Consider the following 25,563-nt stretch of genomic DNA (forward strand, 5'->3'; position numbering starts at 1 on the left):
GACATGGCCAAGGTGATCGAGGAGCTCGTCGACGACGGCGACTACCTCGAAGTCCACGAACGCTGGGCCCGCAACATCATCTGCGCCCTGGCCCGCCTGGACGGCCAGGTCGTCGGCATCGTCGCCAACCAGCCCCAGTCCCTGGCCGGCGTCCTGGACATCGAGGCCTCGGAAAAAGCCGCCCGCTTCGTGCAGATGTGCGACGCGTTCAACATCCCCATCCTCACCCTCCTCGACGTCCCCGGCTTCCTGCCCGGTGTCGACCAGGAACACGGCGGCATCATCCGCCACGGCGCCAAGCTCCTCTACGCGTACTGCAACGCCACCGTCCCGCGGATCTCCCTCATCCTGCGCAAGGCCTACGGCGGCGCCTACATCGTCATGGACTCCCAGTCCATCGGCGCCGACCTCACCTACGCCTGGCCCACCAACGAGATCGCCGTCATGGGCGCCGAAGGCGCGGCCAACGTCATCTTCCGCCGCCAGATCGCCGAAGCCCCCGACCCCGAAGCCATGCGCACCCGCATGGTCAAGGAGTACAAGGCCGAACTCATGCACCCCTACTACGCGGCCGAACGCGGACTCGTCGACGACGTCATCGACCCCGCACAGACCCGCGAAGTCCTCATCGCCTCCCTCGCCATGCTGCGCACCAAGCACGCCGACCTGCCCTCCCGCAAGCACGGCAACCCCCCGCAGTGACCCTGCGCCCGGACTGGAGCCCCATCATGAGCACTCCCACCGATCCGTCCTCTCTGCTTCGCGTCGAGAAGGGTCACGCCGACCCGGAGGAGCTGGCCGCCATCACCGCGGTGCTGCTCGCCCGCGCGTCGGCCGCGCAGCCCGACGCGGCACCCGCGCACCGCGGCCGGACCGCGGCCGGCTGGCGCCGGCTGGAGCGCCAGCGCGGCTTCCAGCCCTCCCACAGCTGGCGGGGCTGACGCTCTGACTTCGAAGGCTCCGCACACCGATGGTGTGCGGAGCCTTCTGCGTTCCGTGTGCGGGCCGCCGCGCGGAAGACGCACCCGGCGGCGGGCAGCAGGCGGGCAGCGGAAAGGCCCCTGACGCTCCACAGGGAGCTTCAGGGGCCTTCTCGCGGGGTGCCTCGGGCAAGGACAGGGATCCGCCCGTGGCGAACTAGCGCAGCCGGGCCATGAGGGCGTGCTCGACGAGGGTGATGAGGGCGCTCTTGGCGTCCGCGCGGTGGCGGGCGTCGGTGGTGATGATCGGGGTGTCCGGGCCGATCTGGAGTGCTTCGCGGACTTCTTCGGGGTTGTAGGGCTGGTGTCCGTCGAAGCCGTTGAGGGCGATGACGAAGGGGAGGCCGGAGTTCTCGAAGTAGTCGACGGCGGGGAAGCAGTCGGCGAGGCGGCGGGTGTCGACGAGGACGACGGCGCCGATGGCGCCGCGGACGAGGTCGTCCCACATGAACCAGAAGCGGTCCTGTCCGGGGGTGCCGAACAGGTAGAGGATCAGGTCCTGGTCGAGGGTGATGCGGCCGAAGTCCATGGCGACCGTGGTGGTCGTCTTGTCGCCGGTGTGGGTGAGGTCGTCGATGCCCGCGGAGGCGGAGGTCATGACGGCTTCGGTACGCAGCGGGTTGATCTCCGAGACGGCGCCGACGAACGTGGTCTTGCCCACGCCGAAGCCGCCCGCCACCACGATCTTCGCGCTGGTGGTTGAGCGGGCAGCACCGCCGCTAGAGCTTGCGAAGTCCACTGAGCACCCTTTCGAGCAGTGTCACGTCTGGCTGACCGCCGGCGGACTCGTCGCCGCCGGGCTGATGAATGGCGACAAGTCCGGCCTCCGCCAGGTCGGCGACGAGGATCCGGGCAACGCCGAGGGGGATGGAGAGGAGGGCCGAGATCTCGGCGACCGACTTGATCTCGAAACACAGCCGGCAGATCCGCTGGTGCTCGGGCAACTGCCCTTGCAGCCTCGACGGGTCGGCCGTGGTGCTGACCAGCGCCTCGATGGCGAGCTGGTAGCGCGGTCGCGTCCGGCCGCCGGTCATGGCGTACGGACGGACCAGGGGGTTGTGCCTGCCGGTTCCCGAGGACGACGCGCTCGCGGGCTCGTGGGCCCGTCGCGGCGCCACCGGCTGGGACCGGTGCGGTTGTTGCGGCTGCCCGTACGACGGGTCGTAGGACGACTCGTACGGTGACTGGGGCTGCTGGTAGGGCTGGTGGGTGCCCTGTCTGCCCGGCGTCGAAGGAAAGTTGAAGCGATTGTCTGTGTGCTCACCGTGCGGCTGATGGCCGCCCTCATAGGGGCGTCCGCCTGGGGGTGTTGCCACGTATCCTCCTCCGACTGCCTGTCGCCGGTCCCTGTCCCTGTGGAGCCCGCGCCACCGCACCTTAACGGTGCGGTGGCCAGAAATGTACTCTGCGTCGATGTGTGAAGAATTCGACGCTCAGTTGAGCGCTCAGTTGAGCAGGCTTCCCTGGAGCTCCGCACGGAGGTCAGGGGTGAGGACACTGCCCGCACGGTCGACCAGGAGCGCCATCTCGTAGCCCACGAGGCCGATGTCGGCCTCCGGGTGGGCCAGGACGGCCAGCGAGGACCCGTCGGAGATGGACATGATGAAGAGGAAGCCTCGCTCCATCTCCACGACCGTCTGGTTGACGGCGCCGCCTTCGAAGATCCGGGAGGCTCCCGCGGTCAGCGATGTCAGACCGGAGGCCACGGCCGCCAGCTGATCGGCGCGGTCGCGCGGGAAACCTTCGGACATCGCCAGCAGGAGTCCGTCGGCGGAGACCACCACCGTGTGCGACACCCCTGGGGTGTTGTCCACGAAGTTGGTGATCAACCAGTTCAGATTCTGCGCCGCCTGGCTCATCGGGCTCACACTAACGCTCCTGGTTGTAGGTACTGCCCGGGCCGAGGCCCGGTCCGTTCGTGTCCGTTCCCGCGCTGCGTCCCTGCTGAACGCCGCGCCGCAGGTTGCTCAACCTGCCACGCACGTCCTCAGGGGCGCGGGAGACCTGTGGGCCGCCCTGCGGGGTCTGCTCGGCCGTGCCCTCGATCAGGTTGGCCTTGGGGACCCGCCGGGGAAGACCGGACGAGGTGACCCCGCCCGCCTTCGGGTCGCGCAGCTTCTCCGCCCGCTGCCAGCGTTCGTCGTTCGCCGAACGCCAGCTGTCGGTGTCGGAGCCGCCACCGAAGCCGCTCGCGCCGTCGGTGCCGCCCTCCGGGGCCTGTTCGCTCTGCCCCGCCGGCAGGTCCTGCTCGGCGGACCACTGCTGCTGTGGTGCCTGCTGCTGCGGTTGCGTCTGTTGCGCCGGCGGCTTCTGGTTGCCGCCGCGCCTCGGAAGGCCGGCATCCGTCAGCTCGTGGCTGCTGCTCGGAGACGGTCCCGGACGCTCGAAGCCTACGCGTTCCTGAGCGTTCACGGGAGCGCCGGGCGAAGATTCCGCTTCCGTCCGGTAGTCCGGCTCGTACGAAGCCTGATAACCGCTCTGATCCGGCCACTCTGCCTGGTTGGGCTGGGGCTCGTACTGGCCGTCGTACTGCTGCTCGGTGCTCTGCGGAGCCTGGTATGTGGCTTCCGCATATGCGCCCTGGAGCCCATCCTGCTGCTGCGTGTGCTCGGGGTAGCCGCCATCCGTCGCCGGCTGGTACGCGTCCTGGTAGCCGCCCTGGTACTCGTCGTACGCCGGCTGCTGGTTCTGCGTGTAGCCCTGGCCGTAGTCCTGGCCGCCGTATCCCTGGCCGTACTCGGAGCCGTACTCCTGCCCGCCCTGCTGGGTCTGCTGGGCCTGCTGCGGCTCCTGCTCCTGCTGCTCCTGCTCGTAGGAGGCGTCCTCGCGGTACAGCGGCCGCTCGCCGCCGTGCGTCTGGGCCTCCAGGGCCGCGCGGCGCTCCTCGCGCATCAGGGAACGACCCACGGGGTCGAGCTGCTGGGACGAGTCGTCGGAGGGCTGCTCGTAGCGGGAGTCGTCGAAGCCGAGCTCCGCGGCGGTCCGCATCGTGGGCGGCGCCTCGAAGGAGGGCTGCTCGTAGGACTGCTGCTCCGGGATGATCTGCGAGACCGTGAAGTCGTCCTCGGGCATCGCCTCACCGCCGCCACCGTGGGTGATGGCGTCGGGGAGCATGACCAGCGAGGTGGTGCCGGCCTGCTCGCCGGAGGGGCGCAGCTGGACGCGGATGCCGTGGCGGTCGGAGAGCCGGCCGACCACGAACAGGCCCATGCGCTGCGAGACGGCGGCGTCCACGGTCGGCGGGTTGGCCAGCTTGTGGTTGATGTCCGCGAAGTCCTCGGCGGTGAGGCCGATGCCCTTGTCGTGGATCTCGACCATGACGCGGCCGTCGGGCAGCCGGGTCGCGGTGACGCGGACCTTGGTCTGCGGCGAGGAGAACGTGGTGGCGTTCTCCAGCAGCTCGGCGAGCAGGTGCACGAGGTCGGTCACGGCCTGGCCGTGGATCTCCGTCTCAGGGACGCCGGTGAGCTCGATGCGCTCGTAGGACTCCACCTCGGAGGAGGCGGCGCGCAGCACGTCGACCAGCGGCACCGGCTGGTTCCAGCGGCGGCCGGGCTCCTCGCCGGCGAGGACGAGGAGGTTCTCGCCGTTGCGGCGCATACGGGTCGCCAGGTGGTCCAGGCGGAAGAGGTTCTCCAGCTGGTCCGGGTCGGCCTCGTTGTTCTCCAGGTCGGTGATCAGGGTCAGCTGGCCCTCGATCAGCGACTGGTTGCGGCGCGAGAGGTTCGTGAAGATCGCGTTGACGTTGCCACGGAGCATGGCCTGCTCGGCGGCGAGCCGGACGGCCTCGCGGTGGACCTGGTCGAAGGCGCGGGCGACTTCGCCGATCTCGTCCTGGGTGTCGATCGGGATGGGCTGGACACGGGTGTCGACCCGGCCCGGCTCGGTGCGCGAGAGCTGGTCGACGAGCATCGGCAGGCGCTGCTCGGCGATGCCGAAGGCGGCGGTGCGCAGCTGGCGCATCGAGCGGCTCATCTGGCGGGCCATGAGGCCGGCCAGGATGAAGGCGGCGAGCAGGGCGATGACGACGATGAGGCCGGTGGTGATGGCGTCGTTGCGCGCGTCGTCGGCGATCGCGGCGGCCTCGGTCACGGCCCGGTCGACGAGGCCGTTCTCGATCTCGGTGTAGCCGTCGAACTTGGCGGTCGAGGCGCCCATCCAGGTCTCGGGCGTGACGTCCTGCGTGCGGAGCTTCTCCGGTGAGGTGCCGGAGCCGATCGCGACGGCCATACCGGTGAGGGCGGTGCCGTCGGGGCCCTTCGGCGGGTTCAGCCCGGCGGCCGCGAGACGCTTGGCGCCCTCCTCGGCCTTCTTGGTCATGGCTTCCTGGAGCCGCGCGGTGTCCGCCTCCGTGCCGCCGGAGACGTACTCGCCGACCGCGATCTGCTCGAGGTAGTTGTACGAGTTGAAGGCGACCTTCTGCTGCTCGAGGACGACGTCGTCCTTGCTCGGACGCACCAGCAGGTGCATGCCGATCGAGCGCTGCAGCGAGGCGGCCGCCTTGGCCAGCTGGATCGCGTAGACGGTACGGCCGTAGCTGGTGACGTTGCCGGTGCCGAGGCCGAGCTCGTTGGCGAACTCCATCAGTACGTGCTGGATCTTGACGTAGCCCTCTTCGGTCTTCACCGGGTCGAGGGCCTTGGTGTAGGCCGCCTTCCGTAGATCGGCGAGCTTGGGCTCCTCCTGCTTGAAGAGCTGCAGACGGCGCTCGAGACCCTGCCCGTCGGGCATGTCACGGATGGCCTCGTCGAACTTGGCCCTGGCCGCGTCGGTGGTCGCGTACGCCTCCGTGACGACACCGACCTGCCGGGCGTCCTCGCTGGTCGCGAGCAGCAGCGGCTGTGCGGTGAGGTCACGCTCGTTGAGCAGCGCCTGGCCGTACTCGGCGGCGGCGCGCACGATCAGCGCCGTCTTCTCCGCGTCCTGCGCCTCGCTCCAGGTGTCGATCGACTGCTTGACCTGGAACCCGCCCATCAGCAGGCCGACGATCACGGGTATGAGGAGGATGGCGTTCAGACGGGTGGCCACCCGCCAGTTGCGGGGGGACAGCCGGCTGGAGCTGCCGCCCGAGCCGCCGTCGGCCGGGGAAGTGCGTGGGGCTCCCGGCACATCCGCGGGCGACGCCGCTGTGCGCGACGGCGGGGTGAAGTTGCCCCGCGTCTGCTGCTCTGCGGAGCTCGTATTGCTTCGCCTCACTCGACCAACAACCTCTCGGCGTCGGCACCTACGCTGTGCCGTGTTTCGTTCAGAGCCGTACTACTCGGCAGTTCGAGGAATTCCAGCACGTTGACCGGCCCCATTCCAAACACTTCGAATCCGGGATTCCAGGTGGCGAACGCCTCGCATAAAACGGGCATAAAGAACGAGCCCCGTCAAATGGCGAGGCTCATGTGAGCAGAGTGGTACTGCTCGTGTGCACCGGGTGTCCGAAGTGCTGGAATTCTCTGTCGAAATGTTATGAACACCGAGGCGGGCCGTGTCAAAAGACACAGCCCGCCTCGACGTCAACTACGACAACTGCCGTATTGCGCCGTCTACTTGGCCATTCTACTTGAGCCGGGCCATGAGGGCGTGCTCGACGAGGGTGATGAGGGCGCTCTTGGCGTCCGCGCGGTGGCGGGCGTCGGTGGTGATGATCGGGGCGTCGGGGCCGATCTGGAGGGCTTCGCGGACTTCTTCGGGGTTGTAGGGCTGGTGTCCGTCGAAGCCGTTGAGGGCGATGACGAAGGGGAGGCCGGAGTTCTCGAAGTAGTCGACGGCGGGGAAGCAGTCGGCGAGGCGGCGGGTGTCGACGAGGACGACGGCGCCGATGGCGCCGCGGACGAGGTCGTCCCACATGAACCAGAAGCGGTCCTGTCCGGGGGTGCCGAACAGGTACAGGATCAGGTCCTGGTCGAGGGTGATGCGGCCGAAGTCCATGGCGACCGTGGTGGTCGTCTTGTCGCCGGTGTGGGTGAGGTCGTCGATGCCCGCGGAGGCGGAGGTCATGACGGCTTCGGTACGCAGCGGGTTGATCTCCGAGACGGCGCCGACGAACGTGGTCTTGCCCACGCCGAAGCCGCCCGCCACCACGATCTTCGCGCTGGTGGTCGATCTGGCAGCACCGCCGCTAGAGCTTGCGAAGTCCACTGAGCACCCTTTCGAGCAGTGTCACATCCGGCGTACCGCCGGCCTCTCCGTTGCCCGGCTGGTGGATCGCCACCATGCCGGCCTCCGCCAGGTCGGCGACGAGGATCCGCGCCACACCGAGCGGCATCGACAGCAGCGCCGAGATCTCGGCGACCGACTTGACCTCCCGGCACAGATGGCAGATCCGCTGGTGCTCGGGAAGCAACCCGGCGAGCAGAGCCGGGTCGGCCGTGGTGCTGACCAGCGCCTCGATGGCGAGCTGGTAGCGCGGCCGGGTCCGTCCGCCTGTCATGGCGTACGGACGTACCAGCGGCTGGTCGCCCTCGTCCCCGTACGCGTCTACCGACGTGCCGTACGGATCGTGAGAGGCGGGTGGCGGGGTCATGAATCCTCCGGGCGTGACAGCAAGTGGTCGGCTGTGCCGTCTGGTTGGGCCGGTGGGGGGCCGTTGGCGGCCGTGCTGATGACGGTGGCTTGGCGCGAGCCGGTTCGTGGGGTGCCGGCTCGCGGTCGAGGATCAGTGCAGAAGGCTTCCCTGGAGCTCCGCGCGCAGGTCCGGGGTGAGGACGCTGCCCGCACGGTCGACCAGCAGCGCCATCTCGTAGCCCACGAGGCCGATGTCGCAGTCCGGGTGCGCGAGCACCGCGAGCGAGGACCCGTCCGAGACGGACATGAGGAACAGGAAACCGCGTTCCATCTCGACGACGGTCTGGCTGACCGGACCGCCCTCGAAAATACGGGAGGCTCCCGCGGTCAGCGAGGTCAGACCGGAGGCCACGGCCGCCAGCTGATCGGCGCGGTCGCGCGGGAAACCTTCGGACATCGCCAGCAGAAGACCGTCGGCGGAGACCACCACCGTGTGCGACACCCCTGGGGTGTTGTCCACGAAATTGGTGATCAACCAGTTCAGATTCTGCGCCGCCTGGCTCATCGGGCTCAACTAACGCTCCTGCTGGTGAGAGGGGCCGAGATCGAAGCTTCCGGTCGTCGAGCTGTTTTGCTGACGCCCTTGCTGGATACCTCGGCGGAGATTGGTCAGCCGACCGCGCACCTCATCGGGCGCACGCGAGACCTGCGGACCGGCCTGGTGGTTCTGCTCCTGCGCGGTTCCGGCCACGAGGTTCGCTCGCGGGACCCGGCGGGGCAGACCCGAGGTGGTGACGCCGCCGGCCGCGGGCCTCTTGACCCGCTCGGCCTGACGTACCAACTCGTCGTTGGGCGAGGAGCGCCAGGCACCGCTCGCTTGGGGTGCGACCGGCGGGGTCGCCGGGTTGGGCACGGGGGTGCGCTGCGGCATCGGCTGGGCGGGACGCCCGGCCGGCGCCTGCGGCGGTTCGGCGGGACGGTCGCTGCTCTGGCCGCCGCCCTGCGTACCGCGGAACCAGTTGGTCTCCAGCGTGTCGTACAGGGGGGTACGGCCGTCGCCGGGCCCGGCCGGCGGCAGGGCCTCCGGCTGCTGCGGGGCAGGCAGCCCGGGCATCTGCCGCGGCGGCGCGAAGCTCGACTCGTCACGGCGCTGCGGAGCCTGCTGCTGCGGAGCGGGAGGCTGCGGGGCGCCGAAGTCGGGGCGGCCGAACTGGGCCGTGGAGGCCGGGTCCTGCGCGTTCTGACCGCCGTACTGGGCGGGGGACGGGTTCGGCGCGCCGAACACGTCGGGCCGGACGAACTGGCCCGTCGCCGACGGGTTCGCCGGGCGGTCCGCGTGCGGCGGACCCGCGTTGAAGTCCGGGCGGGCGAACTCGGCCGTCGAACCGGGGCCGCGGTTGCTGTCGTGGTCCTCGTGACCGCGCGGCGCGTCCGCGGACGGACGCTGCGGCTGCGACGGCTGGTCGCTGCCCCAGCTGGTGCTCTGCGGACGCTGCGGGCGCGGGGCGGGCGGGCCGCCGGGCAGCTCGGCGCGCGGGCCGCCGGGGGCCGGCAGCTGCCGACCGCGCTCGCTGTCGGGCCCACCCCTCTGGAAGCCGTTCTGCGGAGCCTCGTTACGGGCGCCCGTGTTCTGCGCGCCGCGGCCGGCGCCGAAGGCACCGCCGCCCTGACGCGAGGAGTCCTGCATCGAGCCCTGCCGACCGGCCTGGCCCTGACCCTGCATGCCCTGGCCCTGCTGGCCCTGACTGTGCATGCCCTGGCCGGGCTGACCCTGGCCCTGCTGGCCCTGCTGGCCCTGCTGGCCGGGCTGTCCCTGCCCCGGCTGACCGGAACCGTCGCGGCCGGGCAGCGCGGCACGCGGCGCCGAAGCGGCACCGACCTGACCGCGCGCCGGACCGGCACTGAGCCGGCCCCCGGGGGCACCCCCCGGACCGGACGGCGCACCGCCGAGCGGGCCGCCGTTGCCGCCGCCGAGGCCCGGACGGGCGCCACCGGGACGGCCGGGCAGTCCGGCAGGAGCCCCGCCGCCGGCCGGAGCAGCGCCGCCCTGGCCGCCCGCACCGGGCATCGCAGGAGCCTTCTTGCCGCCGTGGGCGACATCGACGGGCAGCATGACCAGCGCGGTCGTGCCGCCGGAGTCGGACGGACGCAGCTGGATGCGGATGCCGTGTCGCAGGGACAGGCGGCCGACCACGAAGAGGCCCATGCGGCGGGAGACGGAGACGTCCACGGTGGGCGGCGACGCCAGCCGCTCGTTGATCGCGGCGAGGTCCTCGGGGGAGAGGCCGATGCCGGTGTCGTGGATCTCGACGAGGACACGGCCGTCGGGCAGCGCGTGACCGGTGACCTTGACCTTGGTCTGGGGCGAGGAGAACGAAGTCGCGTTCTCCAGCAGCTCTGCGAGCAGGTGCACGAGGTCGTTGACGACGCGGCCCGCGACCTCGGTGGCGGGTACGGAGGCCAGTTCGATGCGCTCGTACTGCTCCACCTCGGAGGCGGCGGCACGGAGCACGTCGACCAGCGGGACGGGGCGCGTCCACCGGCGACCAGGCTCCTCACCGGCGAGGACGAGGAGGTTCTCGCCGTTCCGGCGCATACGGGTCGCGAGGTGGTCCAGCTTGAAGAGCGAGGACAGCTGGTCGGGATCGGCCTCGCGGGACTCCAGCTCGGAGATGAGGGAGAGCTGGCGCTGGATGAGGCCCTGGCTGCGGCGCGAGAGGTTGGTGAACATCGCGTTGACGTTGCCTCGCAGCAGCGCCTGCTCGGCGGCGAGGCGGACCGCCTCGCGGTGCACGTCGTCGAAGGCCGCGGCCACCTTGCCGATCTCGTCGCGGGAGTGGACACCGACGGACTCGACGGAGGTGTCGACGTCCTGCGGGTCGGCCTCCGAGAGCTGCTTGACGAGCTCGGGCAGACGGTCCTGGGCGACCTTGGTCGCGGTGTCCTGCAGCCGGCGCAGCGAGCGGATCATGGACCGGGCGACGACGAACGCGCCGACGAGGGACACACCGAGAACGATGAGGATCAGCGCACCGTTGATGATCGCGTCCTGCTGGGACGCCTCACGCAGCTTGCGGGCCTCGCCCTCCATCTCACCGAGCAGCGTCTGCTCGATGGTCTTCATCGCGTTGATGCGGACGGAGTAGTCGTCGGTCCAGTCCAGGTGGGAGCGTTCCTGCAGCTCCTCGAGCGCACCCTTGGTGTTCAGCACGCGCTTCGCGTACTGCTCCGCCGCGGTGATGGTCGGGTTCTCCGTGTTCAGCGGCGCGGTCAACTCCTCGGAGTCGCCGCCGGTGGACTCGTAGATCGACTTGAAGCTCTTGAGCTCGGTCTCGCCGTTCTCCAGGGCCGCCTGGCCGTAGAGACGGTCGTTCTCGGAGAGACCGGGGGTCTTCGCGTCGTCACCGCCGGGCAGGGCGGCGGCGATGATGGCGCGCTGGATCGACGCGTACTCCTTGGCGGAGGAGAAGGCCGCCAGGGCGCGGGTGCGCTTGATCATCTCGGGGTTGCTGGTCGCCTGCGCCATGTCCTGCGAGAGGCTCAGCAGCGACTCGATCAGCCGGCTGTAGCCCTCCACCGTCTGCGACTTGGGCACATTGCCCTTGTAGGCGGTGTCCCGGATGTTCTGCAGGTTGTTGACCTGGACGGCGATCTGGTTCGCGTTGGCGCGGATGGACTCCAGCGCCTGGTCGTCGTCCTTGTTCGGGATGGAGCGCGTGGCGTCGAGGAACGCCTTGCGGGCGCGGTCCGTCTGGGTGCGGGGGCCGGAGACCTTGAAGTCGGTCGCGACGGAGCCGTTGACCAGCGGGCCGGCGGACAGGTCGCGCTCCTGCTGGAGCGCGTGCGCCAGCTCGGTCGCTTCCGTCGTCATCTTCGTGAGCAGCTGCATGTGATCCAGCTGCTTCATGTCGTCCATGGACTCGTTGATACGGAGTCCGCCCAGCGTGGTCGCCGCGACGACCGGCAGGGTCAGCAGGGACACCAGGCGCGTGCTGATGCGCCAGTTGCGCAGCGCTATTCGCGAACCGGTGTCCGTGGGGCCCTTGGTGCCGGACGGGGAACCCGGCACCTCGCCCGAGGAGGTCTTCGAGCCCTGTGCCTTGGCGCCGGAGCGCGCTGATCGGTCGCCGCCGTCACCTGACGCCGTCGGTCCCTGGTTGTGGGCGTGCTGGGGCGAGGAGCCGCGGTCGGTCCCGCCGCGCGGCTCCTGTTCCGCTGTAGCTTCCCCTTGGCCCTGGCGGGCCTGGGGACGCCCCATGCCGTCCCTCTTGAAACGTCCCTGCACTAGCGTCGCAACCTCTGGACCAGGCGTCCCTCCGCTTGCACGGCGGGACGGTGTCGGCGTCGTGGGGCATCGATCGCGCCCCATGGTGGTCGTGAATTGACCGGCGCTGCTCCCCCTTTCCCGCCGCAACTCGGCGCTGCGTTGCGCCCATGCGCGCCGGGCCTGAAACTCGCGGCGGTCCGTGGAATTCCAGCACAGTGCAGGATCTCCAACAAGGGCCGTGTATCGGCCTGTGACCTGGATGACACGATGTAAGCACCTGGTCACAAGACGTAGAGGCCGTTCACGTAGAAAACGGACTTTACGCTATGAGTCGCTTAGGGGTGGGGGGTGTCCCAGTCGCCATGATCAGGAGCGGAATGATGTCTTCCGTGACTTAATGTCCGATTCCGGTTCGGAGATCGGCGGCCCGAATTGCCTGAATCGTCCGGCCTGTGGTGAGCAAACTCACACGATGATCGTTGAGACTTCCTGGCTTTCCACGGGAATCCGATGTTTAGCCTGACGCTTTACAGGGATGGGCAATCCGTCAACCGCGCTCCTCCGCAGCGCCCGCACTCCGACAAGGCCAGACACCACACATGAAGACGACCATGATGTTCCGCAACATAGCCAACCCCCGGCGCACGACCCTCGCCCACCTCCAGGACGCGGAGGAACTGCAGACGCCGGAGCAGCCGGAGCACGCGCTCGATCTTCCCACCCAGACGGCCAACCCCCGCCGCACCATCCTCATGGACGCCCCCGCCTCTTCCTGAGGCTCGGTTCGCCCTTCCCGGGCTCGGTTCGCCTCCGGGGCGCTGGTGCGTCTGTCGACGGTCGATCATGCTCGGTCCCTCGTTCCTCGGAACCTCCGCGTGTTCTCCCTTTCGGCAGCCGCGCGCCCCTTCGGCTCACTCGCGTGCGGGCCGGCCCGGTCGCGAGTGAGGCGAAGGGCCGTGATCCGGTCGTTTCAGAGCACACGGGGTAGGGCCACCGGCCCGGCCCGGGAGTGAGGCGGACGGAGGGGAACCCCTCACCGCGTTAGCCTGGAGCGTCAGTCTCCGGCCCGCGACCAGTAGTGAGGGGCGACAGCATCCCGTGCGCATCGCCAGGTTCTCCATCGACGGCAATGTCGCCTTCGGCGCGGTCGAGGAAGGCTCCGACGGCCTTCTCCTCGACATCATCAAGGGCATTCCGTACGCCGACTTCGAGCTCTCCGGCACCAAGGTCCCGCTGAGCAAGGTCCGTCTGCTGCCGCCCGTGCTCCCCAACAAGGTCGTGGCCATCGGCCGCAACTACGCGGAGCACGCGGCGGAGCTCGGCAACGAGGTTCCCGACGTACCCGTCGCCTTCTTCAAGCCCACCACCTCGGTGATCGGCTCCGGCGACGCCATCGAGTACCCGTCCTTCTCGAACGAACTGCACCACGAGGCCGAGCTCGCCGTCGTGATCGGCCGCATGTGCCGTGAGGTCCCGCGCGAACGCGTCAAGAACGTGATCCTCGGCTACACCTGCGCCAACGACGTCACCGCACGCGACGCGCAGAAGCGCGAGAAGCAGTGGGCCAGGGCCAAGGGCTTCGACACCTCCTGCCCGCTCGGCCCCTGGGTGGAGACCGACCTCGACCCCGCCGACCTGACCATCCAGTGCACGGTCAACGGCGAACAGCGGCAACTGGGTCGCACCAGCGAGATGGTCCGGTCCGTCGAGGACCTGATCGTGCACATCACCGAGGCCATGACGCTGCTCCCGGGCGACGTCGTCCTCACGGGCACCCCCGCGGGGGTCGGCCCGATCAACGTCGGCGACGAGGTCGCCGTCACCATCGAAGGTATCGGCACTCTCACCAACAAGGTGATCAAGCGTGGCTAACGACGGCTCCGTCCGCGTACGTTTCTGTCCCTCCCCGACCGGCAACCCCCACGTGGGCCTGGTCCGCACCGCCCTGTTCAACTGGGCCTACGCCCGGCACACCGGCGGCACCATGGTCTTCCGTATCGAGGACACCGACGCGGCCCGTGACTCCGAGGAGTCGTACAACCAGCTGCTCGACTCGCTGCGCTGGCTCGGCCTCGACTGGGACGAGGGCCCCGAGGTCGGCGGCCCGCACCCGCCGTACCGCCAGTCGCAGCGGATGGACATCTACAAGGACGTCGCCGAGAAGCTGCTCGCCGCCGGTCACGCCTACCACTGCTACTGCACGGCCCTGGAGCTCGAGGCCCGCCGCGACGCCGCCCGCGCCGCCGGCAAGCCCTCCGGATACGACGGCAAGTGCCGCACGCTGACCGCCGATGAGCGGGCCGCGTACGACGCCGAGGGCCGCGAGTCGATCGTGCGCTTCAAGATGCCCGAGGAGCCGATCACCTTCACCGACCTGGTCCGCGGCGAACTGACCTTCACTCCGGACAACGTCCCGGACTACGGCATCGTCCGCGCCAACGGCGCCCCGCTGTACACGCTCGTCAACCCGGTCGACGACGCGCTGATGGAGATCACCCACGTCCTGCGCGGCGAGGACCTGCTCTCCTCCACCCCACGCCAGATCGCGCTCTACAAGGCGCTGATCGAGCTCGGCATCGCCAAGGAGATCCCCTCCTTCGGCCACCTGCCGTACGTGATGGGCGAGGGCAACAAGAAGCTGTCCAAGCGCGACCCGCAGGCGTCCCTCAACCTCTACCGGGAGCGCGGCTTCCTCCCCGAGGGCCTGCTGAACTACCTCTCCCTGCTCGGCTGGTCCTTCTCCGCCGACCAGGACATCTTCACCATCCCGGAGATGGTGGCGAAGTTCGACCTCGCGGACGTCAACGCCAACCCGGCGCGCTTCGACCTGAAGAAGGCCGAGGCGATCAACGCCGACCACATCCGCATGCTCGACGTGAAGGCGTTCACCGAGGCCTGCGAGCCGTGGCTGAAGGCCCCGCACGCCAACTGGGCGCCGGAGAACTTCGACCGCGCCGCGTGGGAGGCCATCGCCCCGCACGCGCAGACCCGGCTCACGGTCCTCTCCGACATCACCGCCAACGTCGACTTCCTCTTCCTGGACCAGCCGGTCGAGGACGAGGCGTCCTGGACCAAGGCCATGAAGGGCGACCCGGTGGCCCTGCTCACCACCGCCCGCGCCAAGCTCGAGGCAGCCGACTGGACCAGCCCCGAGTCCCTCAAGGAGGCCGTCCTGGCCGCCGGCGAGGAGCACGGCCTCAAGCTCGGCAAGGCACAGGCCCCGGTCCGTGTCGCGGTCACCGGCCGCACGGTGGGCCTGCCGCTCTTCGAGTCGCTGGAGATCCTGGGCAAGGAGAAGACCCTGGCCCGCATCGACGCGGCGCTGGCGAAGCTCGCCGCGTAGTCCCCGCGTAGTCCCCGCGTCTCCTCAGGGGCGGCAGCCGTAACCGGCTGCCGCCCCTCGTGCGTGTCAGGGACGGTTCTTCCGCACCGCTGCCCGGTCTTGGGGCGTCCGTAGGGCGAAGGGTCGAGCCGCCGACCGCGCTTGTCCGGTTCCCGCGTCTACCGGTCGCCCCCGGGGCGGCGATCGGCCAGCAGAGCGAACACGTCCGGCGCGGGCGGGAAGAGCGGGGCGCACGTCTCGCAGGCGTACACGTTGAAGCCGGGGCCGGTGTTCTGGTGCACCTCGCAGACCAGGGTCGGGTTGTCGGTGACCGTCTGGCAGCGCACGCACATCCGCACAGGGCGCCGCGGGACCTCGCTCATGCCGGGCTCCCCTCGGCACCGACGACGTGCCGGTCGAGGTCGATCCCGAAGTCCGTGGCCAGTACGAGGGCCAGGCGTCGGCGCCGCTGGGCACTCTGCCGCTTGTGGGTTGCCAGGTAAGGCCGCACGAGGGCGGTCGCGTGCCCGTCGAGGGGGCCGTCGTGGCCGTACGGAGAGCGGTGCGAGGGGAGCCATCGCTCGGGGGCGGGGGATGGTTCCTGGTTCTGCGACCGGTCGGCCGGGGTCGCGAGACCGGGGACCGCCCGGCTCCGCCGGTGCCGGGAGCCAGGCTCTCCAGGGCCCAGCGCAAGAGCGCATGGATAATGCTCACGTCATCAACTCCGATGGTTTGGTGGCCATGCCCCCGGACGGCTCCACCCGTCGCGGGGGTCCTTCGTATCCGCACCATACGCCAACCTGGTCATGCCCTGCCATGGCATGACATCAAAATGCTTCGCCATCCCTGGCCTCGTACGGTTTTTGTCATGGCGGACATCCCGGAGGGCTACGGCCCCGACGACGAACTGGACCCGGAAGCGGCGGACCCGCTGTACCTGCAACTCGCGGCAGTCCTGACCTCCCGGATCGCGAGCGGTGTCTACCCGATGGGTCGGGCCGTGCCCGGTGTCGACCGGCTGATGCAGGAGTTCGGAATCGCGCGGGGGACCGCCCGCAAGACACTGGTCCTGCTGGCCGAACTCGGTTACGTGCGGACGGTCGTCGGCAAGGGGTCGTTCGTCATTGAGCGCCCGACCGAGGAGCCTCCTGCGGCATCGCCCGGCGGCACCGGGGGCTGACAGGCCGAAGGCCGCCGCAATCCGTGAACCGCCCCTCCGGCCGTGTCCGCGCCGGGGACTACTGTTCGCGGTGATTCCGAACGACAAGGCTCCCTGGGGGGACCACCATGCCCATGCTCGCGCCCGACTTCTCCTGGCACTTCACGCCGGGCAACCGGTTCGAGGAGGAGGACGGTCAGGCCGGCACCATGTCGCTGGTCCCGGCCGGTGAACTGTGGCTGCCCACGGGCAGGGTCGTGGCCTGCGACCCCTTCGTCTCGCTCGGCACCGGCGAGTCCGAGCCCTTCACCGCCGAGGTCCCGCCGGGCCGATACCGCGTCGAGTGCGCGGTGGCCACGCTCGCCGAGGCGGACGAAGAGCCTGACGAGCACCGCAAGCCCCATCTGCGGATCGCCGCCGCCCGTCTGGTGATCAAGGAAACTCCTTCCGTCACCTGGGAGATCGCCCACCAGGCCGGCCAGAACCCGGCCGATCTCGCCGACGACGAGTTCTTCGCCTACGGGGTCGACGCCGGCACCGGCTGCTTCTACGACGCGTCCTGCGACGAGTCGTTCCCCGACTGTGTGGGCGACGAGGGCCCCCTCTGGGACGCCTTCGACGCGGGCGGGGACGCGCACCTCGGCCCGCACACGGTGACCGCGCCGGACACCGGCCACAACCTGATCGCCTTCATGTCGGGCTGGGGCGACGGCGCTTACCCGACCTGGGTCGGCCGTGACGCCGCGGGGGATGTCACCTGCTTCGTGACCGACTTCTTCGTCGTCCCCGCCAAGGACGACGCCGCGTGACGTGAGGTGACGCGCCGTACCGGAGCCGCGCGACGCCGCGTAGGCTCGGAGGCATGCCGATCCGCGCCGTGCTCTGGGACATAGACGACACGATCTTCGACTACGCGAGCGCCGACCGGATCGGCATGAGCAAGCACCTGCAGAACGAGGGCCTGCCCGACGGCTACGAGACCGTCGAGCAGGCCCTCGTCGCATGGAAGCGGATCACCGAACTCCACTGGGCGCGGTTCGCGGGGGGTGCCGTCGACTTCCAGGGGCAACGGCGGGACCGGGTCCGTGACTTCGTCGGAGTGCCGCACATGAGCGACACCGAGGCCGACGACTGGTTCGGGCGCCACGTCGTGCACTACGAGGCGGCGTGGTCGCTGTTTCCCGACGCCGTGCCCGTGCTGGATCTCCTCGCGCATGACTATCGTCACGGGATTCTGTCCAACTCGAGCATCCGCAACCAGGAACGCAAGCTGCGCACGCTTGGTGTGCGGGACCGCTTCGAGGCAGTCGTGTGCGCCGTCGAGATCGGTGTCTCGAAGCCGGAGGCCGGTGCCTTCCTGGCGGCCTGCGAGGCCATGGAACTGGCTCCCGCCGAGGTCGCGTACGTGGGGGACCAGCCCGACATCGACGCGCGCGGGGCCGTGGAGGCCGGCCTCCACGGCATCTGGCTCGACCGGGGAGGGCTCGGCGGGCGTCCCGAACTGATCCGGATCACCGGACTCCAGGAGCTTCCCGCGCTGCTCCGCGCCGATACCCGTTTTGGAGCGCCGTCCACATTCGGGTAATGTTCTTCCTGCGCCAAGGGGAGCGGGCAGAAGCCCGGAAGCCGGAAGCGCGAACCGAACAAAACCCCCGCCCGGGGGTTGAGTTTTGGTGGCCTATGGTGTAATTGGCAGCACGACTGATTCTGGTTCAGTTAGTCTAGGTTCGAGTCCTGGTAGGCCAGCTCGCAGAGCTTATCTGCAAAGCCCCCGTTGTGTAGCGGCCTAGCACGCTGCCCTCTCAAGGCAGTAGCGCCGGTTCGAATCCGGTCGGGGGTACAGATCCTTCCCGCGATGTCATCAGGGTCGCACCCGCTGACGTCGATGCAGGATCGCTAGGGCCCCCGTTGTGTAGCGGCCTAGCACGCCGCCCTCTCAAGGCGGTAGCGCCGGTTCGAATCCGGTCGGGGGTACTGGTCTAAACCACCATGGGCTATGGTGTAATTGGCAGCACGAGTGATTCTGGTTCATTTAGTCTAGGTTCGAGTCCTGGTAGCCCAGCGCGTCGCAGGATGCACGCCCCCGTTGTGTAGCGGCCTAGCACGCCGCCCTCTCAAGGCGGTAGCGCCGGTTCGAATCCGGTCGGGGGTACAGAGTCCGAAGGGGCCTTCCGAGCAGTCGGAGGGCCCCTTCGGCGTTTCCCGCACTGTGGATGCCCCGCCCGGGCGTCCGGCGGGCTCGGAGCCGTCGTCGCGGGGTGGTTGCCGCACCGCGGCGGCCTCGGCGCGAGTCGCCAACTGCCGCTTGGATTCCGGCGGTAGTGGCTGTCGCCGCTCGCAGCGCCCCGCGCGACCCTGTCGCGGGAGAGTGTCCGTAGCGGGTACCTGCGGCCGGTGCCGGGCGCGGTCGTCGGGTCACCGAGTGGAAGCCGGCTGGGGCCGCTTCCCTGCCGCGGCGGGCCGGTCCGGAGTCATTCACGGACCGGGAGTCCCTTGAGGCGGGCGGTCTGTTCCTCCTGGACTCGCCGAGCCGTCTCCAGGAAGTCGACGATCACGGAAAGCCGTTCTTCGTCGAAGCGCCGGAGTGCCGACATCCCGGCCTCGCCGAGGGGGCCGTACACCTCGCGCTCGGCGGCGCGGGCGGCCTCGGTTGCCGCGACCAGGACCCGTCGCCGGTTGGCGGCGTCCCGGCTGCGGGTGACGAAGCCCGCTCGCTCGAGGCGGTCGATGGCGGTCGTCGTCGCGGCCGGGCTGAGCTTGGCCGCGACGGTGAGCTCTCCGGCCGACATCGGGTCCTTGGCCAGGATCAGGTCCAGGCATCGCAGGTCGGTGCGGTTCAGCCGCAGTCGGGCCGCGGCCGCCTCGTCGAAGGCGTCGACGCTCTGCTGGAGCAGTCTCAGCTGCGCGGCGACCGCGATCACTCCATCATCTTTCGACATTCGAAACTTTCTGTTAGCGTAAGATTCGACAGTCGAAATGATAGCTCCGGGGAGGACGCCATGCCCACCAGTGACGAGCAGATCATGCAATTGTTCCAGCGGTTCATGCAGGCGTGGACCGACAACGACGCCGTCGCCTTCGGTGCCTGCTTCACCGCCGACGCCGATTACGTCTCCTACGACGGCACTCGTGCGACCGGCCGGGAAGCTCTGCAGGACAACCACGACCGGCTCTTCCGCGGCGTGTTGGCCGGATCGGCGCTCGTCGGCGACCTGGAGGCGATCCGCCGCATCGGGGCGGACGTCGCCGTCGTCCACGGCACGGCCTCGGTGCTGATGCCCTGGCGGTCCGAGCTGCCCGAGCGGCGACTGTCACGGCAGACGCTCGTGGTCGTCCGCACCGAGCAGGGCTGGCGGATCTCCGCCCTCCACAACGGTCGTGTGCGGCCGGTGACCATCCCCGGCCCCGATGCCCTCCCGTCCCGGATGTCCCGGGCGATGAGCCGGGTCAGCCGGCGGCTCGGCGCGGGCCGCCCCGCACCCGGTGCCGCACGGGCCGCCCGGTCCGCGACCCGGGTCTGACACCGCCGCACCGCTCCGTACCGCCGCCCTCCCCGTGAATGAGCCGGCGGCGGCGAGAGCGTGGCGCGGAACGCCGGCTGCCCGCGTGCCGGGCCCGGGAAGGAGCGGGCGCCCGGCCGCCTCCGTCCGAGCCCGCACGCGGAGGGCCCCTGCCGTTGCCGCGGCAAAGGCCCTCTGCCTTGGGTTCACACGGTGAGCGGCACCGAGTGGATCTCGTCTGCCGGGTGGCCCGTGCGCTCGTGAATGCGCTGCACGGCGTCCGCCGACGGGGCTTCGGACAGGCAGTAGACGGTGCCGGTGTCCGGGTCCGCCCACGCCTGCTTGAAGTGGACCCTCTCCTCGCCCTCGATCGCCAGGTCCGCGTTGTGCGCCTCCATCAGCTGCTCGCCCGTGATGCCCTTCATTCCTCGGTGTACGTCCATGAACTCCGTCATCGTCCCTGCACCTCCGTCGCTCGCACGTCGTCGTGACGAGTACTGCTTCCCATGCTGCACCCGTCCGGGGCCGCGAACACCTCCGGCCGGCCCCTGCGGCGTTGAAGGGGCCGGCCGGATGTGGCTGTACGGATGTGAAGGGATCAGCTGCTGCGGCGCAGGGCCTCGCTCAGACGGCCCGCGGCGTCGATGACGGCCTGCGCGTGCATACGGCCCGGGTGGCGCGTCAGGCGCTCGATCGGTCCGGAGACCGAGACGGCGGCCACCACGCGGTTCGAGGGGCCGCGTACGGGCGCGGAGACCGAGGCCACGCCCGGTTCCCGCTCGCCGATCGACTGGGCCCAGCCCCGGCGCCGGACGCCGGACAGGGCGGTCGCCGTGAAGCGTGCGCCCTGCAGCCCGCGGTGCAGCCGCTCGGGCTCCTCCCAGGCCATCAGGATCTGGGCGGAGGAGCCCGCCTTCATGGTGAGCGTGGAGCCGACCGGCACGGTGTCCCGCAGTCCGGACAGGCGCTCCGCCGCCGCCACGCAGATGCGCATGTCTCCCTGCCGGCGGTAGAGCTGCGCGCTCTCGCCGGTCACGTCGCGCAGATGCGTGAGTACGGGCCCGGCCGTGGCCAGCAGACGGTCCTCGCCCGCCGCGGCGGCGAGTTCCGCCAGCCGCGGGCCGAGAATGAACCGGCCCTGCATGTCCCGCGCCACCATACGGTGGTGTTCCAGTGCCACTGCCAGGCGATGTGCTGTAGGTCGTGCGAGTCCCGTGGCCGCGACCAGCCCCGCGAGGGTGGCCGGACCGGACTCCAGGGCGCTCAGGACAAGGGCTGCCTTGTCGAGGACGCCTACGCCGCTAGAGTTGTCCATGCAACGATATTCGCGTCTCACTCTGTGAAACGCAAGTTCAATTTTCTGCGGAACTTGCCACGCTGTAGTCGCGGCCCGCGGACCAACGGGCACTGCACAAGATCTCTAGTTGTGCCGGCGGCACAGCCGGCCGGAGGGAAAGCGATGGGTAGGACACTCGCGGAGAAGGTCTGGGACGACCATGTCGTCCGGCGCGCCGAGGGCGAGCCCGACCTCCTCTTCATCGATCTGCACCTGCTGCACGAGGTGACCAGCCCCCAGGCCTTCGACGGTCTGCGGAAGGGCGGCCGCCGGGTGCGGCGGCTCGATCTCACCATCGCCACCGAGGATCACAACACCCCGACCCTCGACATCGACAAGCCCATCGCCGACCCGGTCTCCCGGGCTCAGCTGGAGACGCTGCGCAAGAACTGCGCCGAGTTCGGCGTACGACTGCACCCCCTGGGCGACGTCGAGCAGGGTGTCGTCCACGTCGTCGGCCCGCAGCTGGGCCTGACCCAGCCCGGCACCACCGTGGTCTGCGGCGACTCGCACACCTCGACGCACGGCGCCTTCGGCGCGCTGGCGTTCGGCATCGGCACCTCCCAGGTCGAGCATGTGCTGGCCACCCAGACGCTGCCGATGGCACGCCCCAGGACCATGGCCATCACTGTCGACGGCGAACTGCCCGACGACGTCACCGCCAAGGACCTGATCCTCGCCATCATCGCGAAGATCGGCACCGGCGGCGGCCAGGGCTACGTCCTCGAGTACCGCGGCTCCGCCATCGAGAAACTGTCGATGGAAGCCCGGATGACCATCTGCAACATGTCGATCGAGGCGGGCGCCCGCGCCGGCATGATCGCCCCGGACGAGACCACCTTCGACTATCTCCGGGGCCGTGACCACGCCCCCGTGGGCGAGGACTGGGACGCGGCCGTCGAGGCCTGGAAGACGCTGCGCACCGACGACGACGCCGTCTTCGACGCCGAGGTCTTCATCAAGGCCGAGGAACTGGCCCCCTTCGTCACCTGGGGCACCAACCCCGGCCAGGGCGCGCCCCTGTCGGCCGACGTCCCCGACCCGGCTTCGTACGAGGACGCTTCGGAGCGCCTGGCAGCCGAAAACGCCCTCAAGTACATGGGGTTGACCGCCGGGCAGCCGCTGCGCGACATCAAGGTCGACACCGTCTTCGTAGGCTCCTGCACCAACGGCCGTATCGAGGACCTGAGGAACGCCGCCGCGATCATGGACGGCCGCAAAGTCGCCGACGGCGTAAGGATGCTGGTCGTTCCCGGGTCCGTCCGGGTCGCCCTGCAGGCGGTGGAGGAGGGCCTGGACAAGGTCTTCAAGGAGTCCGGCGCCGAATGGCGGCACGCGGGATGCTCCATGTGCCTCGGCATGAACCCCGACCAACTGGCCCCTGGCGAGCGCTCCGCGTCCACCTCGAACCGCAACTTCGAGGGCAGGCAGGGCAAGGGCGGCCGTACCCATCTGGTCTCCCCCCAGGTCGCCGCCGCGACCGCGGTACTGGGCCACCTCGCCTCGCCCGCAGACCTGTCCGAAACCCCCGCGCCCGCCGGAGTCTGAACACCATGGAAGCTTTCACCACGCACACCGGCCGGGCCGTCCCGCTGCGCCGCAGCAACGTCGACACCGACCAGATCATCCCCGCGCACTGGCTGAAGAAGGTCACCCGCGACGGCTTCGAGGACGGTCTGTTCGAGGCCTGGCGCAAGGACGCCGACTTCGTCCTCAACCGGCCCGAGCGCGAGGGCGCCTCGGTGCTCGTCGCCGGACCCGACTTCGGCACCGGATCGTCGCGCGAGCACGCCGTCTGGGCACTGCAGAACTACGGCTTCAAGGCCGTGATCTCGTCCCGGTTCGCCGACATCTTCCGCGGCAACTCCCTCAAGAACGGTCTGCTGACGGTGGTTCTCGAGCAGTCCGTCGTGGACGCCCTGTGGGAGCTGACCGAGGCCGACCCGACGGCTCCGATCACGGTCGACCTCGAGAAGCGGCAGGTTCTCGCCCCCGGAATCACCGCGGACTTCGAGCTCGACGAGAACGCCCGCTGGCGGCTGCTGAACGGCCTGGACGACATCAGCCTCACTCTTCAGAACGAAGCGGACATCGCGGCTTACGAGGCGGGCCGGCCGGCCTTCAAACCCCGGACAATTGACGCCTGAGCAGCGATTTTCCCCAACTGCGCCCCCCACCTCGAGGTGGGGGGCGCATTCGCTTGTTGAGGCCCTGTCGGGCGACAACTCGCCCCAGATGGCACAATCGGTGCATGGAACGCGACAGTCAACTCGAGCTCTACACGGCAGTCGCGGCCCGGCTGAAGGAAGCGCACACGACAGTGCGCGAACTGCAAGTCCCGGAGGGCGTAAGGATGGCGCTGACCCGGAAGCTGCTGGTCGTCACGGCCGCGGCGAAGCACGATCTCCCGGACGCGGCAAGGCGTCTGGACCGGTTGATGAAGGACCTCGAAGAGGGCCGTTTCCCTGAAGGTGACTGACCTCAGAACTCCGCCAAGGTCGACTTCGTTGCGGCACTAGGGTGATTAGCCCGTTTCATGTTTGATTTGCGGTATATATCTGCCTAACGTGCGAAAAAGCCTGGACGCAATCGTTCCGGCCAAATGTCTCCGAAGGGGAAGACGTGAACAAGGCGCAGCTCGTAGAAGCGATTGCCGACAAGCTCGGCGGCCGGCAGCAGGCAGCGGACGCCGTCGACGCGGTGCTTGACGCGATCGTCCGCGCAACGGTCGCCGGAGACCGGGTCTCGGTCACCGGCTTCGGCTCGTTCGAGAAGGTCGACCGCCCCGCCCGATACGCGCGCAACCCGCAGACGGGCGAGCGCGTGCGGGTCAAGAAGACGTCCGTTCCGAGGTTCCGCGCCGGTCAGGGCTTCAAGGACCTGGTGAGCGGCTCGAAGAAGCTTCCCAAGGGAGGCGAGGTCTCCGTCAAGAAGGCGCCCAAGGGCAGCCTCTCCGGCCCGGTGCCCACCATCGCCAAGTCGGCGGCCAAGAAGGCCGCCGCCAAGCGGACCGCGGCCAAGAAGACGACTGCCGCGGCCACGAAGAAGGCGGCCGCGAAGAAGACCACGGCGACGAAGAAGACCACGGCCGCCAAGAAGACGACTGCCGCCGCCGCGAAGAAGACGGCCGCCAAGAAGGCGACCCCGGCGAAGAAGACGACGGCGAAGAAGACGACCGCGAAGAAGGCCACGGCGAAGAAGACCGCCCCCGCCAAGAAGGCCACGGCCAAGAAGGCGCCCGCCAAGAAGGCCACGTCGCGCACGACGACCGCCAAGAAGACCACCGCGAGGAAGAAGTAGCACAAGAAGTAAGCGGCACAAGGCCGCACAGCCACTCACGCGCCGGGCCGGTCTCCCCACTGGGAGACCGGCCCGCGGCGTGTCCGCGGGCGGTCGCCGCCCGCGGCCCGCCCGATCCCCGGCCCCCGGGCGGTGTTCCGGGCGATTACCGGCCCCGGCACGGCCCGTCGGGCCTCCGGCCCCGGTGGGCGCCCGGTTCGATTCCCGGCCCCGACGGCGGACCGTTCAGAACGTGTACAGCGTCACCAGCGTGATGCGGCGGCCCTCGCCCTCGCCCTCGGTCTCGATCCGGACCCGCTGCCCCGGCCGGAGCAGCCGCAGACCGCCCGCGTCGAAGGCCGCGGCGTCGAACTCCACCGGGGTGCCGTCGTCCAGCAGCACACTGCCGCTGCGGGTCTCGGGGTCGTATGTGTACGAGGTCGCCTGCATGGCCGCCAGCCTACGGCCTGTCCACGGCGTGCCTCATCCGTGCCGTACCGGCCCCGGCGCCCAGTCGCGCCGCGGTGTACGGGCCCACGCCGAGTGCGAGCGCGGCCGCCAGATCCTGGCCGGTGTCCACGTCCTGGCGCACGGAATCGATGCCGTCGCAGGCGATTTCCTCCGCTCCTGAAGCCAAATGCGCAAGGCGCGAAGGGCCGCCGAAAGCCGGACGCAATTCCGCCCCCTGTCGGGCGCACAGCAAAGTCGTGCCGATTCCCGCCGCATCCGTCAGAAATGCCCGGGTAAATACCGAGGCCGCCGCCAGCACCCTGGCCAATTCGGCGGGGCGCAATGCGGGCAGGTCGGCGTTGAGTGCCGCGACCGCCGCGGAGGGGCGTGCCGCACGTACCGCGCGTGCCCCGTGCGCCAGTGCCGCGTTGAGGCCCGCCCCGGGGGAGTCCGGCACGATCCTGGCCCCCAGCGCCGCGAGCTCCGCCGCGGCGGCCGGATCGTCCGTGACGACCGCCACATCGCGCACCGCGGGGCAGGTCAGTGCCGCGGCCACCGTGTCCTGGGCGAACGCGAGGGCGAGACGGGGCCGCAGCCCCTCGTCCGCCGCGTCCGCCAGTCTGCTCTTCGCCAGAGCCAGCGGTTTCAGCGGTACGACGAGGGACCAGACGAGGGCGGGCGCGGGATTCCGCCCCGTGTCCGTGGTGAGCTCTCCGTCCGTGCGCATCGGGCCCATTGTGGCCCGAGTCGGAGAAGGACCAGAGGGGCGGGCGGC

The 25,563-nt window shown here is 69.8% G+C and carries 27 protein-coding genes and 5 tRNA genes; 18 read left to right on the forward strand and 14 right to left on the reverse strand.

Annotated elements, in window-relative coordinates; translation table 11 throughout:
• Together ACFYV1_RS28575 and ACFYV1_RS28580 are read left to right on the forward strand one after the other, a co-directional pair.
• Positions 1-702: acyl-CoA carboxylase subunit beta (locus ACFYV1_RS28575; protein WP_389398490.1), on the forward strand; the 702-nt coding region annotated here is incomplete at its 5' end.
• A gap of 26 nt (positions 703-728) precedes the next feature.
• Entirely contained in the window at positions 729-941 is a 213-nt protein-coding gene (locus ACFYV1_RS28580) for an acyl-CoA carboxylase subunit epsilon (protein WP_389398491.1), read from the forward strand.
• Between the two features lie 196 nt (positions 942-1,137).
• On the opposite strand, the gene ACFYV1_RS28585 is transcribed toward ACFYV1_RS28580, so the two are convergent.
• From ACFYV1_RS28585 to ACFYV1_RS28620, 8 genes are all read right to left on the reverse strand, one after another.
• Positions 1,138-1,719, reverse strand: coding sequence for an ATP/GTP-binding protein (locus ACFYV1_RS28585; protein WP_050791473.1), 582 nt, complete (start codon positions 1,717-1,719; stop codon positions 1,138-1,140).
• Positions 1,700-2,296: a DUF742 domain-containing protein gene (locus tag ACFYV1_RS28590; protein WP_389398492.1), complete on the reverse strand. Its 597-nt coding sequence runs from the start codon at positions 2,294-2,296 to the stop codon at positions 1,700-1,702. Before ACFYV1_RS28590 ends, ACFYV1_RS28585 begins: the two co-directional genes overlap by 20 nt.
• 129 nt (positions 2,297-2,425) lie before the next feature.
• The gene (locus tag ACFYV1_RS28595) at positions 2,426-2,839 is read right to left on the reverse strand and encodes a roadblock/LC7 domain-containing protein (RefSeq protein ID WP_005311461.1); all 414 of its coding nucleotides are present in this window, start codon (positions 2,837-2,839) and stop codon (positions 2,426-2,428) included.
• Positions 2,840-2,849: 10 nt separating this feature from the next.
• Positions 2,850-6,176 (reverse strand): nitrate- and nitrite sensing domain-containing protein, encoded by a 3,327-nt coding sequence (locus ACFYV1_RS28600; RefSeq protein WP_389398493.1) that lies wholly within the window; start codon positions 6,174-6,176, stop codon positions 2,850-2,852.
• Between the two features lie 351 nt (positions 6,177-6,527).
• Positions 6,528-7,109, reverse strand: coding sequence for an ATP/GTP-binding protein (locus tag ACFYV1_RS28605; protein ID WP_137993156.1), 582 nt, complete (start codon positions 7,107-7,109; stop codon positions 6,528-6,530).
• Positions 7,090-7,494, reverse strand: a complete 405-nt coding sequence (locus ACFYV1_RS28610) for a DUF742 domain-containing protein (RefSeq protein WP_005311458.1) — start codon at positions 7,492-7,494, stop codon at positions 7,090-7,092. Before ACFYV1_RS28610 ends, ACFYV1_RS28605 begins: the two co-directional genes overlap by 20 nt.
• 132 nt (positions 7,495-7,626) lie before the next feature.
• Complete coding sequence (locus tag ACFYV1_RS28615; RefSeq protein WP_005311457.1) at positions 7,627-8,040, reverse strand: roadblock/LC7 domain-containing protein; 414 nt, start codon at positions 8,038-8,040, stop codon at positions 7,627-7,629.
• Between the two features lie 9 nt (positions 8,041-8,049).
• A complete protein-coding gene (locus ACFYV1_RS28620) occupies positions 8,050-11,733 on the reverse strand; it encodes a nitrate- and nitrite sensing domain-containing protein (protein ID WP_389398494.1) in 3,684 nt (1,227 codons plus the stop codon).
• 608 nt (positions 11,734-12,341) lie between these two features.
• Here ACFYV1_RS28620 and ACFYV1_RS28625 point away from each other — a divergent pair.
• The 3 genes from ACFYV1_RS28625 to gltX all read left to right on the forward strand — a co-directional run bounded on the left by ACFYV1_RS28625 (position 12,342) and on the right by gltX (position 15,085).
• Positions 12,342-12,518 carry a hypothetical protein gene (locus ACFYV1_RS28625; RefSeq protein ID WP_389398495.1) on the forward strand — a complete coding sequence of 59 codons (177 nt, stop codon included), beginning with the start codon at positions 12,342-12,344 and terminating at the stop codon, positions 12,516-12,518.
• 322 nt (positions 12,519-12,840) lie between these two features.
• On the forward strand, positions 12,841-13,614 hold the full coding sequence (locus tag ACFYV1_RS28630) for a fumarylacetoacetate hydrolase family protein (RefSeq protein WP_389398496.1): 774 nt from the start codon (positions 12,841-12,843) through the stop codon (positions 13,612-13,614).
• A complete protein-coding gene (gene gltX, locus ACFYV1_RS28635; RefSeq protein ID WP_389398497.1) occupies positions 13,607-15,085 on the forward strand; it encodes a glutamate--tRNA ligase in 1,479 nt (492 codons plus the stop codon). The genes ACFYV1_RS28630 and gltX overlap by 8 nt, the downstream gene beginning before the upstream one ends.
• 158 nt (positions 15,086-15,243) lie before the next feature.
• Here the strand turns inward: gltX and ACFYV1_RS28640 are convergent, their stop codons facing one another.
• Complete coding sequence (locus tag ACFYV1_RS28640) at positions 15,244-15,447, reverse strand: hypothetical protein (RefSeq protein WP_389398498.1); 204 nt, start codon at positions 15,445-15,447, stop codon at positions 15,244-15,246.
• Between the two features lie 485 nt (positions 15,448-15,932).
• Here ACFYV1_RS28640 and ACFYV1_RS28645 point away from each other — a divergent pair, with 485 nt between their 5' ends.
• The 8 genes from ACFYV1_RS28645 (at position 15,933) to ACFYV1_RS28680 (ending at position 18,375) form a co-directional block, all read left to right on the forward strand.
• Positions 15,933-16,244 carry a GntR family transcriptional regulator gene (locus ACFYV1_RS28645; RefSeq protein WP_389398499.1) on the forward strand — a complete coding sequence of 104 codons (312 nt, stop codon included), beginning with the start codon at positions 15,933-15,935 and terminating at the stop codon, positions 16,242-16,244.
• Positions 16,245-16,351: 107 nt separating this feature from the next.
• A complete protein-coding gene (locus ACFYV1_RS28650; RefSeq protein ID WP_389398500.1) occupies positions 16,352-17,032 on the forward strand; it encodes a DUF4241 domain-containing protein in 681 nt (226 codons plus the stop codon).
• A gap of 53 nt (positions 17,033-17,085) precedes the next feature.
• Positions 17,086-17,808 carry an HAD family hydrolase gene (locus ACFYV1_RS28655; RefSeq protein WP_389398501.1) on the forward strand — a complete coding sequence of 241 codons (723 nt, stop codon included), beginning with the start codon at positions 17,086-17,088 and terminating at the stop codon, positions 17,806-17,808.
• 89 nt (positions 17,809-17,897) lie between these two features.
• Positions 17,898-17,969: transfer RNA gene (locus ACFYV1_RS28660), tRNA-Gln, on the forward strand.
• 21 nt (positions 17,970-17,990) lie between these two features.
• A tRNA-Glu gene (locus tag ACFYV1_RS28665) sits at positions 17,991-18,063 on the forward strand.
• Between the two features lie 61 nt (positions 18,064-18,124).
• Positions 18,125-18,197: transfer RNA gene (locus ACFYV1_RS28670), tRNA-Glu, on the forward strand.
• 16 nt (positions 18,198-18,213) lie between these two features.
• Positions 18,214-18,285: transfer RNA gene (locus ACFYV1_RS28675), tRNA-Gln, on the forward strand.
• A gap of 17 nt (positions 18,286-18,302) precedes the next feature.
• Positions 18,303-18,375, forward strand: a tRNA-Glu gene (locus ACFYV1_RS28680).
• Between the two features lie 319 nt (positions 18,376-18,694).
• Here ACFYV1_RS28680 and ACFYV1_RS28685 read toward each other — a convergent pair.
• Complete coding sequence (locus ACFYV1_RS28685; protein ID WP_389398502.1) at positions 18,695-19,162, reverse strand: MarR family winged helix-turn-helix transcriptional regulator; 468 nt, start codon at positions 19,160-19,162, stop codon at positions 18,695-18,697.
• Between the two features lie 60 nt (positions 19,163-19,222).
• Between ACFYV1_RS28685 and ACFYV1_RS28690 the strand changes: the two genes are divergently transcribed.
• Complete coding sequence (locus ACFYV1_RS28690; protein WP_389398503.1) at positions 19,223-19,744, forward strand: SgcJ/EcaC family oxidoreductase; 522 nt, start codon at positions 19,223-19,225, stop codon at positions 19,742-19,744.
• A 185-nt stretch (positions 19,745-19,929) separates the two neighbouring features.
• On the opposite strand, the gene ACFYV1_RS28695 is transcribed toward ACFYV1_RS28690, so the two are convergent.
• Together ACFYV1_RS28695 and ndgR are read right to left on the reverse strand one after the other, a co-directional pair.
• Positions 19,930-20,178, reverse strand: coding sequence for an SCO4226 family nickel-binding protein (locus tag ACFYV1_RS28695; RefSeq protein WP_389398504.1), 249 nt, complete (start codon positions 20,176-20,178; stop codon positions 19,930-19,932).
• A gap of 143 nt (positions 20,179-20,321) precedes the next feature.
• Positions 20,322-21,038: an IclR family transcriptional regulator NdgR gene (gene ndgR, locus ACFYV1_RS28700; RefSeq protein ID WP_030787455.1), complete on the reverse strand. Its 717-nt coding sequence runs from the start codon at positions 21,036-21,038 to the stop codon at positions 20,322-20,324.
• A 144-nt stretch (positions 21,039-21,182) separates the two neighbouring features.
• Here ndgR and leuC point away from each other — a divergent pair, with 144 nt between their 5' ends.
• The 4 genes from leuC (at position 21,183) to ACFYV1_RS28720 (ending at position 24,359) form a co-directional block, all read left to right on the forward strand.
• Positions 21,183-22,607 carry a 3-isopropylmalate dehydratase large subunit gene (leuC, locus tag ACFYV1_RS28705; protein WP_389398505.1) on the forward strand — a complete coding sequence of 475 codons (1,425 nt, stop codon included), beginning with the start codon at positions 21,183-21,185 and terminating at the stop codon, positions 22,605-22,607.
• A 5-nt stretch (positions 22,608-22,612) separates the two neighbouring features.
• A complete protein-coding gene (leuD, locus tag ACFYV1_RS28710; RefSeq protein ID WP_389398506.1) occupies positions 22,613-23,206 on the forward strand; it encodes a 3-isopropylmalate dehydratase small subunit in 594 nt (197 codons plus the stop codon).
• Positions 23,207-23,310: 104 nt separating this feature from the next.
• Positions 23,311-23,538, forward strand: coding sequence for a hypothetical protein (locus ACFYV1_RS28715; RefSeq protein WP_389398507.1), 228 nt, complete (start codon positions 23,311-23,313; stop codon positions 23,536-23,538).
• 143 nt (positions 23,539-23,681) lie between these two features.
• Complete coding sequence (locus ACFYV1_RS28720; RefSeq protein ID WP_389398508.1) at positions 23,682-24,359, forward strand: HU family DNA-binding protein; 678 nt, start codon at positions 23,682-23,684, stop codon at positions 24,357-24,359.
• Between the two features lie 225 nt (positions 24,360-24,584).
• Here the strand turns inward: ACFYV1_RS28720 and ACFYV1_RS28725 are convergent, their stop codons facing one another.
• Together ACFYV1_RS28725 and cofC are read right to left on the reverse strand one after the other, a co-directional pair.
• Positions 24,585-24,788, reverse strand: coding sequence for a hypothetical protein (locus ACFYV1_RS28725; RefSeq protein ID WP_389398509.1), 204 nt, complete (start codon positions 24,786-24,788; stop codon positions 24,585-24,587).
• 10 nt (positions 24,789-24,798) lie between these two features.
• On the reverse strand, positions 24,799-25,515 hold the full coding sequence (gene cofC / locus ACFYV1_RS28730; RefSeq protein WP_389398510.1) for a 2-phospho-L-lactate guanylyltransferase: 717 nt from the start codon (positions 25,513-25,515) through the stop codon (positions 24,799-24,801).
• Positions 25,516-25,563: the final 48 nt, after the last annotated feature.

Source organism: Streptomyces sp. NPDC003023 (assembly GCF_042888225.1).
In the GTDB taxonomy this organism is placed as follows: domain Bacteria; phylum Actinomycetota; class Actinomycetes; order Streptomycetales; family Streptomycetaceae; genus Streptomyces.

Bases quoted from the DNA above. Each gene is read 5' to 3' on its own strand.
- ACFYV1_RS28620 (WP_389398494.1), bottom strand. From the start codon at position 11,733: ATGGGGCGTCCCCAGGCCCGCCAGGGCCAAGGGGAAGCTACAGCGGAA.
- ACFYV1_RS28595 (WP_005311461.1), bottom strand. From the start codon at position 2,839: ATGAGCCAGGCGGCGCAGAATCTGAACTGGTTGATCACCAACTTCGTG.
- ndgR (WP_030787455.1), bottom strand. From the start codon at position 21,038: ATGGACAACTCTAGCGGCGTAGGCGTCCTCGACAAGGCAGCCCTTGTC.
- ACFYV1_RS28615 (WP_005311457.1), bottom strand. From the start codon at position 8,040: ATGAGCCAGGCGGCGCAGAATCTGAACTGGTTGATCACCAATTTCGTG.
- ACFYV1_RS28685 (WP_389398502.1), bottom strand. From the start codon at position 19,162: ATGTCGAAAGATGATGGAGTGATCGCGGTCGCCGCGCAGCTGAGACTG.
- leuD (WP_389398506.1), top strand. From the start codon at position 22,613: ATGGAAGCTTTCACCACGCACACCGGCCGGGCCGTCCCGCTGCGCCGC.
- ACFYV1_RS28640 (WP_389398498.1), bottom strand. From the start codon at position 15,447: ATGAGCGAGGTCCCGCGGCGCCCTGTGCGGATGTGCGTGCGCTGCCAG.
- ACFYV1_RS28725 (WP_389398509.1), bottom strand. From the start codon at position 24,788: ATGCAGGCGACCTCGTACACATACGACCCCGAGACCCGCAGCGGCAGT.
- ACFYV1_RS28695 (WP_389398504.1), bottom strand. From the start codon at position 20,178: ATGACGGAGTTCATGGACGTACACCGAGGAATGAAGGGCATCACGGGC.
- ACFYV1_RS28625 (WP_389398495.1), top strand. From the start codon at position 12,342: ATGAAGACGACCATGATGTTCCGCAACATAGCCAACCCCCGGCGCACG.
- ACFYV1_RS28650 (WP_389398500.1), top strand. From the start codon at position 16,352: ATGCCCATGCTCGCGCCCGACTTCTCCTGGCACTTCACGCCGGGCAAC.
- cofC (WP_389398510.1), bottom strand. From the start codon at position 25,515: ATGCGCACGGACGGAGAGCTCACCACGGACACGGGGCGGAATCCCGCG.
- ACFYV1_RS28715 (WP_389398507.1), top strand. From the start codon at position 23,311: ATGGAACGCGACAGTCAACTCGAGCTCTACACGGCAGTCGCGGCCCGG.
- ACFYV1_RS28610 (WP_005311458.1), bottom strand. From the start codon at position 7,494: ATGACCCCGCCACCCGCCTCTCACGATCCGTACGGCACGTCGGTAGAC.
- ACFYV1_RS28645 (WP_389398499.1), top strand. From the start codon at position 15,933: ATGGCGGACATCCCGGAGGGCTACGGCCCCGACGACGAACTGGACCCG.
- ACFYV1_RS28655 (WP_389398501.1), top strand. From the start codon at position 17,086: ATGCCGATCCGCGCCGTGCTCTGGGACATAGACGACACGATCTTCGAC.
- leuC (WP_389398505.1), top strand. From the start codon at position 21,183: ATGGGTAGGACACTCGCGGAGAAGGTCTGGGACGACCATGTCGTCCGG.
- ACFYV1_RS28580 (WP_389398491.1), top strand. From the start codon at position 729: ATGAGCACTCCCACCGATCCGTCCTCTCTGCTTCGCGTCGAGAAGGGT.
- ACFYV1_RS28690 (WP_389398503.1), top strand. From the start codon at position 19,223: ATGCCCACCAGTGACGAGCAGATCATGCAATTGTTCCAGCGGTTCATG.